This is a genomic window from Methanocalculus natronophilus (genome assembly GCF_038751955.1).
GTDB lineage: Archaea > Halobacteriota > Methanomicrobia > Methanomicrobiales > Methanocorpusculaceae > Methanocalculus > Methanocalculus natronophilus.
Genome location: NZ_JBCEXH010000003.1, coordinates 190,811 through 204,722 on the forward strand (window position 1 = coordinate 190,811; position 13,912 = coordinate 204,722).

Annotated in this window: 14 protein-coding genes; 8 read left to right on the forward strand and 6 right to left on the reverse strand. The window is 50.5% G+C overall.

Annotated features, from left to right (window positions below; translation table 11 throughout):
* Positions 1 to 7: 7 nt before the first annotated feature.
* On the reverse strand, positions 8 to 1,102 hold the full coding sequence (locus tag ABCO64_RS05020; RefSeq protein ID WP_253456705.1) for a pyridoxal phosphate-dependent aminotransferase: 1,095 nt from the start codon (positions 1,100 to 1,102) through the stop codon (positions 8 to 10).
* 10 nt (positions 1,103 to 1,112) lie between these two features.
* Entirely contained in the window at positions 1,113 to 1,715 is a 603-nt protein-coding gene (gene hxlB, locus ABCO64_RS05025) for a 6-phospho-3-hexuloisomerase (RefSeq protein WP_253456702.1), read from the reverse strand.
* A 148-nt stretch (positions 1,716 to 1,863) separates the two neighbouring features.
* Between hxlB and ABCO64_RS05030 the strand changes: the two genes are divergently transcribed.
* Complete coding sequence (locus tag ABCO64_RS05030) at positions 1,864 to 2,226, forward strand: DUF1622 domain-containing protein (RefSeq protein WP_292615820.1); 363 nt, start codon at positions 1,864 to 1,866, stop codon at positions 2,224 to 2,226.
* Between the two features lie 65 nt (positions 2,227 to 2,291).
* Here ABCO64_RS05030 and ABCO64_RS05035 read toward each other — a convergent pair whose 3' ends face one another.
* Positions 2,292 to 3,002, reverse strand: coding sequence for an HAD family hydrolase (locus ABCO64_RS05035; protein ID WP_253456696.1), 711 nt, complete (start codon positions 3,000 to 3,002; stop codon positions 2,292 to 2,294).
* A 150-nt stretch (positions 3,003 to 3,152) separates the two neighbouring features.
* Here ABCO64_RS05035 and ABCO64_RS05040 point away from each other — a divergent pair, with 150 nt between their 5' ends.
* Both ABCO64_RS05040 and ABCO64_RS05045 read left to right on the forward strand, forming a co-directional pair.
* Positions 3,153 to 4,316: an MFS transporter gene (locus ABCO64_RS05040; RefSeq protein WP_253456693.1), complete on the forward strand. Its 1,164-nt coding sequence runs from the start codon at positions 3,153 to 3,155 to the stop codon at positions 4,314 to 4,316.
* A 52-nt stretch (positions 4,317 to 4,368) separates the two neighbouring features.
* The gene (locus tag ABCO64_RS05045; RefSeq protein ID WP_253456690.1) at positions 4,369 to 4,845 is read left to right on the forward strand and encodes a pyridoxamine 5'-phosphate oxidase family protein; all 477 of its coding nucleotides are present in this window, start codon (positions 4,369 to 4,371) and stop codon (positions 4,843 to 4,845) included.
* Here the strand turns inward: ABCO64_RS05045 and ABCO64_RS05050 are convergent.
* Positions 4,789 to 5,739 (reverse strand): HhH-GPD family protein, encoded by a 951-nt coding sequence (locus ABCO64_RS05050; protein WP_343089249.1) that lies wholly within the window; start codon positions 5,737 to 5,739, stop codon positions 4,789 to 4,791. The genes ABCO64_RS05045 and ABCO64_RS05050 overlap by 57 nt on opposite strands.
* 108 nt (positions 5,740 to 5,847) lie before the next feature.
* On the opposite strand from ABCO64_RS05050, the gene ABCO64_RS05055 reads away from it, so the two are divergent.
* Positions 5,848 to 7,200 carry a deoxyribodipyrimidine photo-lyase gene (locus ABCO64_RS05055; RefSeq protein WP_253456683.1) on the forward strand — a complete coding sequence of 451 codons (1,353 nt, stop codon included), beginning with the start codon at positions 5,848 to 5,850 and terminating at the stop codon, positions 7,198 to 7,200.
* Between the two features lie 692 nt (positions 7,201 to 7,892).
* Here ABCO64_RS05055 and ABCO64_RS05060 read toward each other — a convergent pair.
* Both ABCO64_RS05060 and ABCO64_RS05065 read right to left on the reverse strand, forming a co-directional pair.
* Positions 7,893 to 8,279 (reverse strand): thioredoxin family protein, encoded by a 387-nt coding sequence (locus ABCO64_RS05060; RefSeq protein ID WP_253456680.1) that lies wholly within the window; start codon positions 8,277 to 8,279, stop codon positions 7,893 to 7,895.
* Positions 8,280 to 8,363: 84 nt separating this feature from the next.
* Positions 8,364 to 9,446 (reverse strand): PhoU domain-containing protein, encoded by a 1,083-nt coding sequence (locus tag ABCO64_RS05065; RefSeq protein ID WP_343089250.1) that lies wholly within the window; start codon positions 9,444 to 9,446, stop codon positions 8,364 to 8,366.
* Between the two features lie 109 nt (positions 9,447 to 9,555).
* Between ABCO64_RS05065 and ABCO64_RS05070 the strand changes: the two genes are divergently transcribed.
* The 4 genes from ABCO64_RS05070 to ABCO64_RS05085 all read left to right on the forward strand — a co-directional run bounded on the left by ABCO64_RS05070 (position 9,556) and on the right by ABCO64_RS05085 (position 13,900).
* Positions 9,556 to 10,419, forward strand: coding sequence for a phosphate ABC transporter substrate-binding protein (locus ABCO64_RS05070; RefSeq protein ID WP_253456674.1), 864 nt, complete (start codon positions 9,556 to 9,558; stop codon positions 10,417 to 10,419).
* Between the two features lie 123 nt (positions 10,420 to 10,542).
* Positions 10,543 to 12,405, forward strand: a complete 1,863-nt coding sequence (gene pstA, locus ABCO64_RS05075) for a phosphate ABC transporter permease PstA (RefSeq protein ID WP_253457358.1) — start codon at positions 10,543 to 10,545, stop codon at positions 12,403 to 12,405.
* Positions 12,399 to 13,169 carry a phosphate ABC transporter ATP-binding protein PstB gene (gene pstB / locus ABCO64_RS05080; protein ID WP_343089251.1) on the forward strand — a complete coding sequence of 257 codons (771 nt, stop codon included), beginning with the start codon at positions 12,399 to 12,401 and terminating at the stop codon, positions 13,167 to 13,169. The genes pstA and pstB overlap by 7 nt, the downstream gene beginning before the upstream one ends.
* A gap of 5 nt (positions 13,170 to 13,174) precedes the next feature.
* Positions 13,175 to 13,900 (forward strand): phosphate signaling complex PhoU family protein, encoded by a 726-nt coding sequence (locus tag ABCO64_RS05085; protein WP_253456669.1) that lies wholly within the window; start codon positions 13,175 to 13,177, stop codon positions 13,898 to 13,900.
* The last annotated feature ends 12 nt before the right edge of the window (positions 13,901 to 13,912 follow it).

Consider the following 13,912-nt stretch of genomic DNA (forward strand, 5'->3'; position numbering starts at 1 on the left):
CTCGTCACTATACAACGTTCTCAATTCGGTTAAGTGCTTCTTGTAAGGTATTCTGTGAAGCAGCATAACTGATCCGGGCATAGCCCTCTCCACGTGATCCAAATGCAGTACCCGGTACAATGATAACGCCTGATCTGATGATGGCCTCTATCTGATCAGTTGTCATCGGGACAAAGAGATAGAATGCACCTTCAGGGAGGGCAAACTCAAATCCGAGATTGTGCAGACCGGCTGCCAGGAGATCCCGGCGGGCACGGTACTCATCCCTCATCGCAGTGACAACACCCTGATCACCGGTGTATGCGGCATATGCTGCATACTGGGAGATGGAGGTGGCACAGGCGAGTGAGTACTGGTGCACCTTGACACATTCCTCAATAATCTCCTGGCCTGCAGCAAGCACCCCGATTCGCCAGCCAGTCATTGCATATGTTTTGCTGGTTGCATTGACGGTAAGGACATTGTCACCATAGAGAGCTGCACTTTTGTGTGTTGCATCATAGATGAAGTGTTCATAGACCTCATCTGAGATGACCAGTACACCTTTATCATCGGCATATTCAACAATTCCCCGGATCGTCTCCTCGCGTTCGACAACGCCTGTCGGATTTGCCGGGGAATTGAGGACAATCATTGTTGCATCATCAAGGAGAGGAATTGTTTTGTCGGGATCCATTCTGAGATCCCGGTCAAGCGGCACCTGAACCGGTATGCCTCCTGCAAATTCTGCAAGTGCGCCATACGAGACAAACCCGGGATCCGAGAAGATGACCTTGTCTTTTGGGTTGATGCACGCCTGCATTGCGATATGCAGTGCCTCACTTGCACCTGCTGTGACAATCATCTCCCCCGGCTGATAAGTCAGGCCGTTTTCTCTTTTGAATTTGGCAGAGAGTGCCTCCCTCAGCTCTGGTATGCCAAGGTTTGGCGTGTAGCCTGTCTTCCCCTCATGTATTGCCTTGATTGCCGCTTCCCTGATATGGAGCGGCGTATCAAAATCCGGCTGGCCGAGTCCCAGGTTGATGGAGTCCGGGCCAGCCGCCTCAAAGAGCTTCCGTATACCGGATATCTCGATATTTTTTACCCTGTCTGCAAATCGCATATCCCATTCCTCATTCAATGTTTGTATGACGTTTCTTCAGTTCAGTCTCTGATGTCTCTGTCAGTTCCATCAGGCGCGAGACAAGCGCATCAGAAAAAATCATGGCGGTTGTCTCAAAGAGCGTCCCAAGCGGGGCAAATGACCGGTGTTCCCCCATCATCTGGCGGATCTCATACTCATGGGAGTCATCTGTCACCTCGTCCCGCTGGCTCTCGACAACAACAACAACATCGGCAATCTTTCCGATCCTTGAGTCTTTCTTTGATGTGATGAGCCCTATTGTTGATCCGATCTCTTTTGCGGTCTCTGCAATGTCGGCGACGGTATTTGTGTTGCCTGACCCCGAGAAGGCAATAATCATATCTCTATCTTCAATTGCCGGGGTGATCGTCTCACCGACAACATATGATGTAAGCCCAAGATGCATCAGCCTCATTGCAAATGCTTTTGCAACCAGCCCGGACCGTCCTGCTCCCATCACATAGATGCAGTTTGATCTCAGAATAGCGGTCGTGAATGCATCCACTTCGTGATTTTCAATCGAATCGGCGATGGAACTGACTTTCCTTGCCATCAGCCGCATCATCTCCTGAACCCCTCCTTTTCTCTCCATACCTTGTACCTCACCTAGTATTCTCTCTGAACCTACAAGAGAATAACCCGGATATGCTGGTCAACTGCCCGAGGCCCTTGAAAGGACGCTCCAGGCTTTGTCTGATTTGGCGATCCTTTAATAATTGGCTATACTGATTACATCTTGTATGCATTATCTGAATCTCATTCTGGATTACTGTATTCTCATATTTGAGATAGCCGGTGCTATCATGATCATTTATGGTGGCATCCGGGGAGCAATCGGCATCATCAAAATAGAGATCTTTCGAAGCCGGACTCTCAAATATGGTCATATACGGAGAGATTTCTCTAACAAAATAATATTTGGGCTTGAATTTATTATTGCTGCAGATATTCTTGCTACTATCATTGCTCCAAAACTTGAGGATATCCTGCTCCTTGGTGCAATCGTTGCAATCAGGACAGTGCTCGCGTACTTCCTCTCCAAGGAAACGATGGAGTATGAAATGACAGATACCTGTTCTTTAACCGGAGAGAAGGGCAATTGAGAGGGGGACACTATCAAACAACCAATGATGGATAGTCATTCCATCTGCCCCTCCCCTCCCTGACGTTATCTGCTCTTCTCTCCAAGCAGCAGGCGGTGCAGATGATCAGGCTTCTCCGCACTGAGCGTCCAAAGAGCTGCTTCTTTTGTTTCATCCGGGTGCCAGTCTCCATATGCTGCATGAATCGTGCACATGCCAAGCTTTTGGGCAGGAGCAATATCACGGCGGATACTGTCACCGATTGTGAGAGCATGGATTGGCTTTGTTCGGAGACTGTCAAGAGCCATCAGAAATGAATCTGGATCCGGCTTTCTGCTTCCACTGATATCCGGGGTAATGACAGCCTCAAAAAAACCATCCAGCCCGGCTTTTCCCAACCGTTCCCAGGCATGGTCTGAGTCTGCATCCGTGACAACCGCAAGCTTCACGCCACCAGAGGATAGCGAGGATACCACGTCCCGGATTCCAGGATATGGCTCAATGGATGCCAGTTTCACCGCCTCATAGGTCGTACATGCATTCAGGTACGTGGCAGAGCCGGCAACCCCGTTATCCGAGAGGTAATCAAAGATATTTGCACAGTCTTCAAACCCATACTTCCTGCGGAGAAAATAAGAGAAGAGTTCATCAGGATCCCCGCAGCCAATTGATTCTATGACGGCTGCACAGGCCTTTTTTTTTGCTGGTATAAACTCAACAAGCGTATTATCAAGGTCAAAGAGCACCGAATCAAATGCTTCGGCACGGATGAGGAGATCCTGCATGATTACCGTCATTTTGTATTTATTCTCCAAACCTATTACACCTATTGATAGTACCAGTTGCAGCCAATGCAGAATACGGGAAGAAGATCGTCAAAAAATCAAATTCCATTGTTCATTGCCCCGGGAGGCACCATTATCTCTCTATAGAACAAGCTTTTAGATGTGCGTCGCCTTTTCCCACTTCACATCCTCTTTATCGCAGTCTTTGCCTCGATGCTTGGACTTGGGATTGTCGTTCCCCTGCTGCCCTATTATGCAGATACGCTGGGTGCAACCGGAATCGGGATTGGGCTTATATTTTCTGGTTTCGCATTGTCGAGGGCCGTTTTCATGCCTCTTATCGGGAGATATTCAGACCGGAGAGGGAGAAAGATCTTCATCCTGCTTGGTCTTGGACTCTTCTGTGTCATCTCCCTCACCTACATCTATGCCGGATCTGTTGCTGAACTCACTGCTGTCAGGATAGCCCATGGCTTTGCCTCTGCGATGGTTATTCCGGTTGCCATGGCATATGTTGCAGATCTCTCAACACCGGGCAGGGAGGGCTTCTACATGGGATCATTCAACACCTCCCTTTTCCTTGGCCTTGGGTGCGGCCCGCTCATCGGGGGCGCAGTTCTTGATGCGGTTGGTATCGCCCCGGTCTTCCAGCTCATGGCACTCCTCTCAGCCATTGCCTTCTTCATATGCCTCTTTTTCCTCCCGGAATCCGGCATCTCGCTCAGGATGGAATCTTCAATCAGGGATGCCCTCTTCAGCACCATCATGCGTCCGGTGCTCTTCTTCCGGATCATGAATGCATATGCAAACGGCACATTCATGGTTTTTCTCCCGGTTATCGCAACATTCTGGATGGGATTGTCAGCCTTTCAGGCCGGGCTCATCATCTCAACCTCAATTTTGGCAACCGGCCTTCTCCAGCACTACTTTGGCACGCTGGCAGACAGATACTCAAAAACCAGCCTTATAGCCGGAGGCACAGTCATCGTCTCCCTCTGCCTGATTATTATCCCGTTTACGGGCGGCTTTATCGGGCTCTTTTGTATCTCACTTCTGCTTGGTATTGGAAGTGCACTTGCGATGCCCGCATCAACAGCAGTTGTAGCAATTGCCGGACGGACAATCGGGCAGGGGGCCTCCATGGGGGCTTTTAACACGGCAATGAGCGTTGGAATGGTGACTGCACCGATAATTTCAGGTTTAATCATGGACATCTCTGATATCCGGTTTGTTTTTGAGGCAGCAGGTGTGGTTTCACTTGTTTCTGCACTGGTTTTTGTAATTCTGGCTAAAAGAGCAGGAATTGACCAGTGCAGTTCCGGATAAAATCAATAACTTTAAACATCCTGAGGAAATATCCATCAACAGGTGTACTCAGATGGACATCATTAAAATTCCAAAGATGGAGAAGAAAGAATACGACAGCCTTATCGAAGAAGGGTATGTCTCACGGATTGCGTTTCAAGGGGAAAAATACCCCTATATTGCACCTTTCCTCTATGTCTTTGATGGACGGTTCCTCTACTTTTTGTCGACGAAGTATGGAAAGAAGATGAATCTCTTCCGTGAAAGTCCCTATGTATCTGTTGAAGTGGAAAAGTACTCAAAAGACCTCTCCTGCTACACTTTTGTGACAATGCAGGGGAGAATTGAGGAGGTAACTGATTCGATAGAGAAGAAGATGATCAGGGAAAAATTTGTTGAATTAATCAAGGATCGGAAGCTTTCCAATAACATCCTGGCAGCTCTTGGTCATTCTCCCCAGGATCCGCCGGAATCGATCGCCCGTGAAGAGCGGTCAATGGTCTGGAAGCTGACGGGAGTCAAGGATATTGTCGCGCTGAAGAATGTCTGAAACCCTCGTGTCATCCCTGATCGTATAGACTCCTGCATCCAAACGGACAAACCCCTCTTTTTCAAGATCACAGACAATCCTCTGTACCCGGACGGGGTCGGCATTGCATGAAGTGAAGAGCAGATCGCCTGGCATCTCTTTCTGCTTGAGAAGAAGCCTCAGAATCTCCCCCCTGATCTCCCGATCCGATCCCGCAAACGGTGCCTGGCGGTGGTAGTGCCTGCTTCTTGTGTTCTGGTTCTTCCGGCGTTTCCTGAGATCTGTTCCATAATCCATCATGCCGCTGTAGAAATCGCGTGGTGCGTCCCGATAGAGGGCCTTTTCAAGAACTGGGACAAGGGCAGTATCCGGGATATCGTCTGCTCCCTGGAAGAAGTAGTGGATGATGAGCTGCCGGATATTTGTCTCGATATAGACAACCGGCATATTGAAGGCATATGCACAGATTGCAGCAGCAGTTGCCTTCCCGATGCCGGGCAGGCGCCTGAGTTCTTCTGGATCAGCTGGTATAATCCCGTTATACTCATCCCGAAGCATCACCGCTGTCGTCTGGAGACTGATAGCACGCCTGTTGTATCCAAGCCCAGACCATACCATGAGGAGATCCGGTAATGGTGCAGCTGCAAGTGCGTCAATTGAGGGGAAAGCCTCAAGAAATGCAGTGTATTTTGGTACGACCCGTTCCACCTGTGTCTGCTGGAGCATTATCTCAGAGACGAGTATATGGTAGGGGTCAGCCGTATGCCGCCAGGGGAGATCCCTGCCAAAATGACGGTAGTAATAGAGGATGAGATCCTGGAATAACTGAACCGATGTTGTCGTCTGGCCATCCTGTGCAGATTCAAGCAATGCAATTTCGCGCTCTCTCAGATCAGTTTCTGGTGTGGTGTTCACTGCAGGCAGGTCAGTTGCGATGGGACAAATACTTCTGCTATCGGGCATAGTATTACAGTATCAGGCAGCTCTTCTGGATCCGGAACCAGAGAAGAAGAGCCAGGAGGCATGATGATCGAGCCGGCACGTATTCACTACCTCTCAGACGATACCGGCACAACCGGGGATTATCAGGGAGACTGTGTCGTCTACTGGATGCAGCGTTCCCAGCGCGCAACTGAGAACCATGCCCTTGAATACGCGATCCAGGAGGCAAACCAGCGAAAGCTGCCTATTGTCGTTCTTTTTACGCTAATTCCCGATTATCCGGAAGCCTCACCCCGCACCTTCCGGTTCATGCTGGAAGGGCTTGCCTGGACTGAACATGCCTTGATCGAGCGCGGCATAGCATTTGAATTCCTCTTTGGAGATCCAACAGGTTCCATTGTAAAGAGAGCAGAAGATGCAGCCCTCCTTGTCTGCGATCGCGGCTTCCTGAGACATGAACGGGCATGGCGCCGGGAGATAGCTGACAAAATGGACTGCCCATGCCTTGAGGTGGAGTCGGATACCATTGTGCCAATCAGGTCAGCGTCATTAAAGGAGGAATGGTCAGCTGCCACATTGAGGAGAAAGATCACCCCACAGATCGGGCAGTTCCTCCAACCAACAGAGGAGACTTCCGTTCTGCGGCAGTCGCAGGAGACGGGCATGAGGCTCTCTCCTTCTCGCATTGATGATCTCCTGAAGAGGATTCAGAAGTATTCGCCAGCAGAACCACAGGTCGCGCGGGGCGGAATCGGCGAGGCAGAGAGAAGGCTAACGCACTTCCTTGGAACAAACCCGTCTCTCTATGATACAAAACGAAATGATCCTGGGCAGAATGTCACGTCGGGCCTGAGTCCGTACCTCCATTTTGGGCAGATATCACCTGCCCACGTGGCACGGAGGGCGGCAGGACGAGGCGGTTTTCTTGAGGAATTAATTATCAGACGGGAGCTTGCCATCAATTTTGTCTGGTATAATGAAGCATATGATCAATTCGCCTGCCTCCCCGACTGGGCGGAGAAGACGCTCTTTGAGCATGAAGGTGACAGGCGGGAATATCTCTACTCATATGAAGAGCTGGAGCGCGCAGAGACTCATGATCCATTCTGGAACGCCGCCCAGAAGGAGATGGTTCTCTGCGGGAGGATGCATAATTACATGCGGATGTACTGGGGGAAGAAGATCCTCGAATGGTCAGAGACGCCGGAAATTGCATATTCGCATGCGGTCAGGTTCAATGATCGCTATGAGCTGGATGGCAGGGATCCAAACGGGTATGCCGGGGTTGCCTGGTGTTTTGGGAAGCATGATCGTGCATGGAAGGAACGCCCGATCTTTGGGAAAGTCCGGTATATGAATGCACAAGGCCTCCTCAGGAAAGGGGATATGAAAGGCTATCTTGAGCGGATAGAGGCTATTGAAGCTGCTCTCTGAAACTAAAAAGCAAGTAGTTCGAAATTAATGGTTCTTCTCCATACTTCTGATAGTCCATTCCTATCCAAAGGCTCTCATACTACACAAATGGCCTCAAAATTGCTATTTTTTTGGCCAATATAATGAAAAAGGACGTCATACATTCTCACATTCACATCTATAGCTCAAGCTTCAGGCTTTCAGAGTAGTAGAGGTAGAAGAGTCAGCGACAATAGTAAGAGACAGGGGCCAGGTTACGTTGAAGAAGGGCTACTCGTATTTGCGTCTCAGAAAACCCCCCACCGCCCCTGCCCCGTCCGCAAGATGCTATCGCAAGTGAGGTTCGTGCCGGGCGGCCGCAGATGCTGGCGCGGGAGGGGCGGGAAAGCTTCGTTTGGCGTGCCAGAAGCAGATACCACCCCGACTCCTTTGGAATCGCCTTTCAGGTTGCTCTCTTGAGCAAGGGTGTATCAGTTCTGTCAGCCTGCCTCTTTCGCTGACCCCGCCCCCCTATACCCGCGCCGCACCTGTTTCACTCATTCACTCACTCACTCACTCACTCACTCCTAATGATCCGGTTGCTGCATCGGGCTCTCTATCATGCTCTATACCCGGGATCTTTTCCCATGTTCCGAAGAATTCAGGAAAAACACGAGCGATAAGAATTTTGCAGAAGAGTCAAAAATAGAATCCCCGTCTTTTCTCCTGGGCTTTCATCCGTATCCGGTGATCTCATAGTCGATGGCTGTTGATTGTCCTGCACACTCCTTTGCACCCGCAATCCCTTCTTCGATCATCTTCCGGAGAAGCGCAGGATAGACTGCGCCAACACGCTGTGATATGGGTTTTCCTGTACAGAAGACGGCAAATGTTGGTGTGCTCATGATGCCATACCGCTCGGCAATCCAGGGGTTTGCCGAGACATCAATCCTGACAAAGAGGATTGCTTCTGACAATTCACTGGCAAATTCCTGGTAGTAGGGCATCATCGACTGGCAGTGCGGGCATGTAGGTGAGTAAAAGAAGATAACAACCGGGTCTTTTGCCCGCTCGACATGCTTCTCCCAGGTCATCTGGTCAACTTCGAGGATATGTTCCATTGGGTAGTCATCTCCCTGATTCTGGATAGTTACCGGTTGCAACCGGTGAGGATAAATATTCTCTCTCTCTGTCTCTCTCCCCTGTCATCTGCCACGCTCATCTTCGCCGATACAGTGGTTGATGACAATCTCCGCAATATCGCTTGAATACTCGCCGATCCGTGCGATGCTGCTTGCAATAAACCCATAGTATATACTTTGAGGACTATCCAGCCTGGAGAAATCCTCTTTCAGGGCCTTGTAGAGCCCTGTGTTCTCCTGGACAGATCCGATGCTTGCATTTGCCTCATGGATATTCTGATCATAGAACGAGCGTATGCTCCGCCTGAAAACTCCAAGTGCCGCTTCATCTGCCTCACGTATCTTCTGCCCCAGATCAGGATCAAGCGGGACCCCCTCCTGCATCTGAATCAGGTTCTGGACATTCGAGGCGATGGTGACTGCGTGATCGGCGATACGCTCAATTATCCGGGATATCTGCAGAAACGTCATCGCAGTTCCGATTGTGATATTCATTCTGCGGGAGAGTGAGGGGTTATGGGATATCAGGTGGTACTGCCTGCTGATCAGCCAGTGGAGCCGGTCGATATCATTATCACGGGAGATGATGTCATCGCAGAGTGCGGCATCCCCCTCTCCAAGTGCAGTGATGGCATCGTAATGCATCGCTTTGACGATCACATACATCCGCTTGATGGTGTTCTCGAGCGGCATCTCGGTGGGGTTGAGGATATCTTTGAGGACAATTGAGTAATCTGTCTCCTCGCCAACTTCCTGGCCGATTGCCATCTGTGTATAGTCCCGCACTTTCTGGCGGATTTCTGGCGGGATTCTCTTTTTGGATGTGATCCTGATGGTGGTGAAGCCGGTGATATAGGCGCTGATCAGGCAGCGGAAGAGGCATTCTGGATCTGTAAAGTCCTTGAGGAAAAAGTCCTTCTCCCGCTGAGAAGAGATCCCTTTGATATCTGTTGTGACAAGAAGGCTGCCGTCTGCCTGGGTGATGATGCCGATCGGATCGTTCTTCTGGATATTCTGTTGAACTGCCCAGCTCTTGGGTAATGAGAGGACATACGAGGACCCCCCTGTCACCTGAATTTTTCGTATCTCCATTGGAATTCTCTCCTGCAGGATGAGAAACCGGATTGAACCATATCTCTCCTCCATGTTAATAGTATTGGATTGTATATGAAAGTATAGGCATCTCTATATTTTATTATTAATCTATACTTTATGAGGAAAGGCACTATACTTTCTCACCCCACTCTTTCTATTGATGACTCAATCAGTCACCAGCAGAATCTATCCGGCTTATCTTGCCGGATTGGTAATTCTCCTGATTGGTGCAGCCGCCCTTGTAAGTGGATGTGTCAGTGATGAGGAGAAGAAAGAGATGCGAATAATATCCATTACTGGATCGACGACTGTCCTGCCAATTGCACAGCTTGCGGCTGATGAGTATATGGACAGGCACAGGTATGATGAGATCCTCGTCTCCGGTGGAGGTTCAGGTGTCGGTATCAAGGCAGTCGGTGAAGGCACAGCCGATATCGGGATGGCATCACGGGACATCAGGCAGTCAGAGATGGACCAGTACCCGGAGCTTGTCGAGCATGTGATTGCATATGACGGCATCGCCATGATCATTCATCCGTCAAACCCTGTTACATCGCTGACACTTGCCGAGATTAAGGCCATATACAAGGGCGGGATCACAAACTGGCAGGATGTCGGCGGAAGTGACAGCGAGATTGTTGTTGTCGGACGGGACAGTGCTTCAGGTACCCGTGAATTCTTTTATGAAGAAGTCATGCACAAAGAAGAGTTTGTCAGGACGCAGCAGGAACTGAACTCAAATGGCGCAGTCAAACAGACGATTGCACAGACACCTGGCGCGATCGGGTATGTCGGCCTTGGGTATCTCGACAACACGGTAACAGCAGTCAGCATCAACAAGGATGGGACGCTTGTTGCCCCGACCATCGCCAATGTAAAAGATAGAAGCTACCCGATAGCACGAGGTCTGCATTTCTACTCAGTTGGAACAGGCTCTGGCCTTGTAAAAGACTACCTTGACTTCCTGATGAGTGCTGAAGGCCAGGCATTGGTGGAAAAGGAAGGATTTGTTCCAGTCCGGTGATGAATCCCGATCATTTTTTTGATGTATATGGGATTACTACGGAAAAGGAGTGATGAACATACATCGCTCCATGAATCAGAGAGCAGCATAAACCGGCAGAAGAAAGAGTATGCAATATCCTGCATGTGGCTCTGCACTGCTCTTGTCGCAACAGTCACAATCATTCTCATCCTCGGCTTCCTGATTAAGGAGGCTCTTCCGGCGTTTCTTGAGATTGGCATTGTTGATATCCTCTTCAAAGACACCTGGACACCAACGAGCGTCGTTCCGTTGTATGGGATCTCGGCCATCATCGTCGGGACACTTCTTGTCACGATTGGTGCAATGGTCATTGCCATTCCTCTTGGGATTGGATCTGCCATCTTCATCGCAGAAGTGGCACCGCCGCAGTTTCGGGAAACCATAAAACCTGCAATAGAACTGCTGGCGGGCATCCCATCTGTCGTGTATGGATTCTTTGGCCTTGTCGTCCTTACCAACTGGCTCAGGATCACCTTTGATCTCCCTTCAGGTGCAACATGGCTTGCCGGATCAATTATCCTTGGAATCATGGCACTTCCGACAATTGTCTCTGTTTCTGAAGATGCAATCAGCAGTGTTCCACAGGAATACCGGGCCGCATCACTTGCACTCGGTGCAACACGATGGCAGACGATCACCGGCGTGATCATCCCCTCAGCACTATCAGGCATCACTGCCGCCATTATCCTCGGTCTTGGACGGGCAATCGGCGAGACGATGGCTGTTCTCATGGTCACCGGGAACGCCGCGGTGATCCCGGATCCCCTCTGGAATATACTCTCAAGCGTCAGAACTCTTACCGCCACGCTTGGTATTGAGATGGGAGAAGTATCTGTTGGGAGCACCCACTACCATGCCCTCTTTGCCATCGCACTTGTCCTTCTTCTCATAGCCCTCGTCATCAACCTCTCTGCCTCATGTATCCTCCGGAGAATCCGGGAAGGGCAGACCGGTTCAGGTAAATCCCCCCTTCTCCCTGTGCATATAAGAGAAAAAGCAGCACGGGCCCTTAAGATCAGTCTCCTGATCGGGGTGTTCTGGCTTGCATACCAGGTTGGGGGATTCATTGGTCTTGTGCTTCTTTCAGCAACTCTTGGAACATTCCTTATTATTTCCAGGTATTTCTCACGCCAGTCACAGGAAAAGATTGCCTTTGCAGCTGTCACAGGAGCAACGGCACTTGTGCTGTTCGTTCTCTGTGTGATCATCCTTGACATCGTCTATCACGGGCTCCCGGCCATCAGCTGGGAGTTTTTAACTGAAGGGCCACGCAACCTCGGCCGTGAAGGAGGCATCTTCCCCGCGATCGTCGGCACCGTCTATCTGGTTGCCGGGGCAATCGCAATAGCCCTCCCAATCGGTATCGGGGCTGCGATCTACCTGAACGAATATACGGTAGAAGGACGGATCACACGGATTATCAGGGCAGGAAACGATCTACTGAATGGCACCCCTTCGATAGTCTTTGGTCTCTTCGGCTTTGCGTTTCTTGTCCTCTTTGTCGGGCTTGGTGTCTCACTCCTCGCTGGCCAGATAACCCTTGCACTGATGATCCTTCCGACAATTGTGAGAACAAGCGAGGAAGCCCTGAAATCCGTTCCTGACTCGCTCAGGCAGGGAAGCCTGGCACTTGGCGCAACCCGGTGGCATACGATATCGAGGGTGGTTTTACCTGCTGCTGCTCCGGGCATCCTGACAGGGACAATTCTTGGGATCGGACGGGCAGCAGGTGAGACCGCACCGCTCCTCTTTACTGCTGTTGTCTTCTCGAAGAGGTATCTGCCGACATCGGTCTTTGAGCCGGTCATGGCCCTCCCCTATCACCTCTTTGTGCTTGCAACAAATGTTCCCGGAGCAGATACCCAGAAGTACGGGACGGCACTCGTCCTCCTTACCCTGGTCACCTGCATCTATGCAGTTGCCGTTCTGATGAGAAGATATGCAAAAAAGACTATTCAATGGTAGAAATCATGAAGGAATACGCACTTGAAACAAAGGATCTCAACCTCTCCTATGGCGATACCCAGGCGCTCATCGATATCTCAATCCGGGTTCCGGCCCGGCAGGTGACTGCGCTCATCGGCCCGTCAGGATGTGGGAAATCAACCCTGCTCCGGTGTTTTAACAGGATGAACGACACCATTTCAGGCTGCCGGGTCAGCGGATCCATCCGGTACCATGGTGAAGAGATTAACAATCACCAGACCGATGTGGTTGAATTACGGAAACGGATCGGCATGGTCTTCCAGCAGCCAAACCCCTTCCCAAAATCCATCTATGAGAACGTCGTCTATGGCCCGAAGGTTCATGGCATAAAAGATCGGGAAGAGCTTGACAGAATCGCAGAAGAGAGCCTGCACGGTGCTGCTCTCTGGGACGAGGTGCAGGATCGTCTGCATGATGCCGCCCGCTCACTCTCAGGAGGCCAGCAGCAACGTCTCTGCATCGCACGCAGCCTCTCGGTTGGACCGGATATTATCCTGATGGATGAACCATGCTCTGCACTTGATCCGATCGCAACATCAAAGATCGAGAACCTGATCGCTGATCTGAAGAACGAGTATACCGTGGTGATCGTCACCCACAACATGCAGCAGGCTGCCCGGGTCTCAGATTACACCGGTTTTATGTATATGGGAAAGCTCATAGAATTCGATACGACACCCACCATCTTTGAGCGGCCACAGGAAGAACTGACAGAGAATTACATTACGGGGAGATTTGGGTGATTCTGATGAAAGACCATTACCACCAGGAGCTGCTATCCTTTAAACAGGCCGTTGAGCAGTACAGCATCTTTGCCCAGACGATGCTCCGTGACTCTTTTGATGCCTTCACACGCCTGGATCGTGAGCAGGCATGCGAGATAGCCGGAGGCATGGAGAAGTACTGTATCATAACAGATGCACCAGACGGCTCCCCGGCAATGCACCAGGAACTCGAGGTTCCGCGGAAACTCTTTCTCAGGCTGAGATCTGACCAGCTCGAAGAGATGGGACTCAGGCTTCTGGCACTGCACCAGCCTGTCGCAAAAGATCTCAGAACCATCGCCTGCTGTATGAATCTCGTCTCATCAGCAGAGCGTATCGGCAGGTATGGAAAGGATATCTGTCACTGCATCTATAAGCTCCCGCCGGGTGAGCATGTCAGGGATATGGCTGGCCTGAGGGAGATGGCAACGCGTTCACTCTCGATGCTTGACGATGCACTCCGGGCATTTGAGACAGGGGAGATCAGCCTTCTTGAAGGTTTCTCAGACCGTGATGATATCATCGACCAGATGCGCTATACAATATATGAAGACTGCATCCGTATCATGGAAGAGGAACCTGAAACTATCCGGTTCTGTACCAATTACCTTCTCATCGCCCGTTATCTTGAACGGTGTGCCGATCATGCCTGTAAGGCAGCAGAGAAGATCCATTACATGGTCTCAGGTGAGCGGGTCGATATCAGGTGACATGGGGCATCT

Excerpts from the sequence above, each read along its gene's own strand:
- ABCO64_RS05020 (WP_253456705.1), bottom strand. The coding sequence starts at position 1,102 with ATGCGATTTGCAGACAGGGTAAAAAATATCGAGATATCCGGTATACGG.
- hxlB (WP_253456702.1), bottom strand. The coding sequence starts at position 1,715 with ATGGAGAGAAAAGGAGGGGTTCAGGAGATGATGCGGCTGATGGCAAGG.
- ABCO64_RS05030 (WP_292615820.1), top strand. The coding sequence starts at position 1,864 with ATGCATTATCTGAATCTCATTCTGGATTACTGTATTCTCATATTTGAG.
- ABCO64_RS05035 (WP_253456696.1), bottom strand. The coding sequence starts at position 3,002 with ATGACGGTAATCATGCAGGATCTCCTCATCCGTGCCGAAGCATTTGAT.
- ABCO64_RS05045 (WP_253456690.1), top strand. The coding sequence starts at position 4,369 with ATGGACATCATTAAAATTCCAAAGATGGAGAAGAAAGAATACGACAGC.
- ABCO64_RS05055 (WP_253456683.1), top strand. The coding sequence starts at position 5,848 with ATGATGATCGAGCCGGCACGTATTCACTACCTCTCAGACGATACCGGC.
- ABCO64_RS05060 (WP_253456680.1), bottom strand. The coding sequence starts at position 8,279 with ATGGAACATATCCTCGAAGTTGACCAGATGACCTGGGAGAAGCATGTC.
- ABCO64_RS05065 (WP_343089250.1), bottom strand. The coding sequence starts at position 9,446 with ATGGAGGAGAGATATGGTTCAATCCGGTTTCTCATCCTGCAGGAGAGA.
- ABCO64_RS05070 (WP_253456674.1), top strand. The coding sequence starts at position 9,556 with ATGACTCAATCAGTCACCAGCAGAATCTATCCGGCTTATCTTGCCGGA.
- pstA (WP_253457358.1), top strand. The coding sequence starts at position 10,543 with ATGTGGCTCTGCACTGCTCTTGTCGCAACAGTCACAATCATTCTCATC.
- pstB (WP_343089251.1), top strand. The coding sequence starts at position 12,399 with ATGGTAGAAATCATGAAGGAATACGCACTTGAAACAAAGGATCTCAAC.
- ABCO64_RS05085 (WP_253456669.1), top strand. The coding sequence starts at position 13,175 with ATGAAAGACCATTACCACCAGGAGCTGCTATCCTTTAAACAGGCCGTT.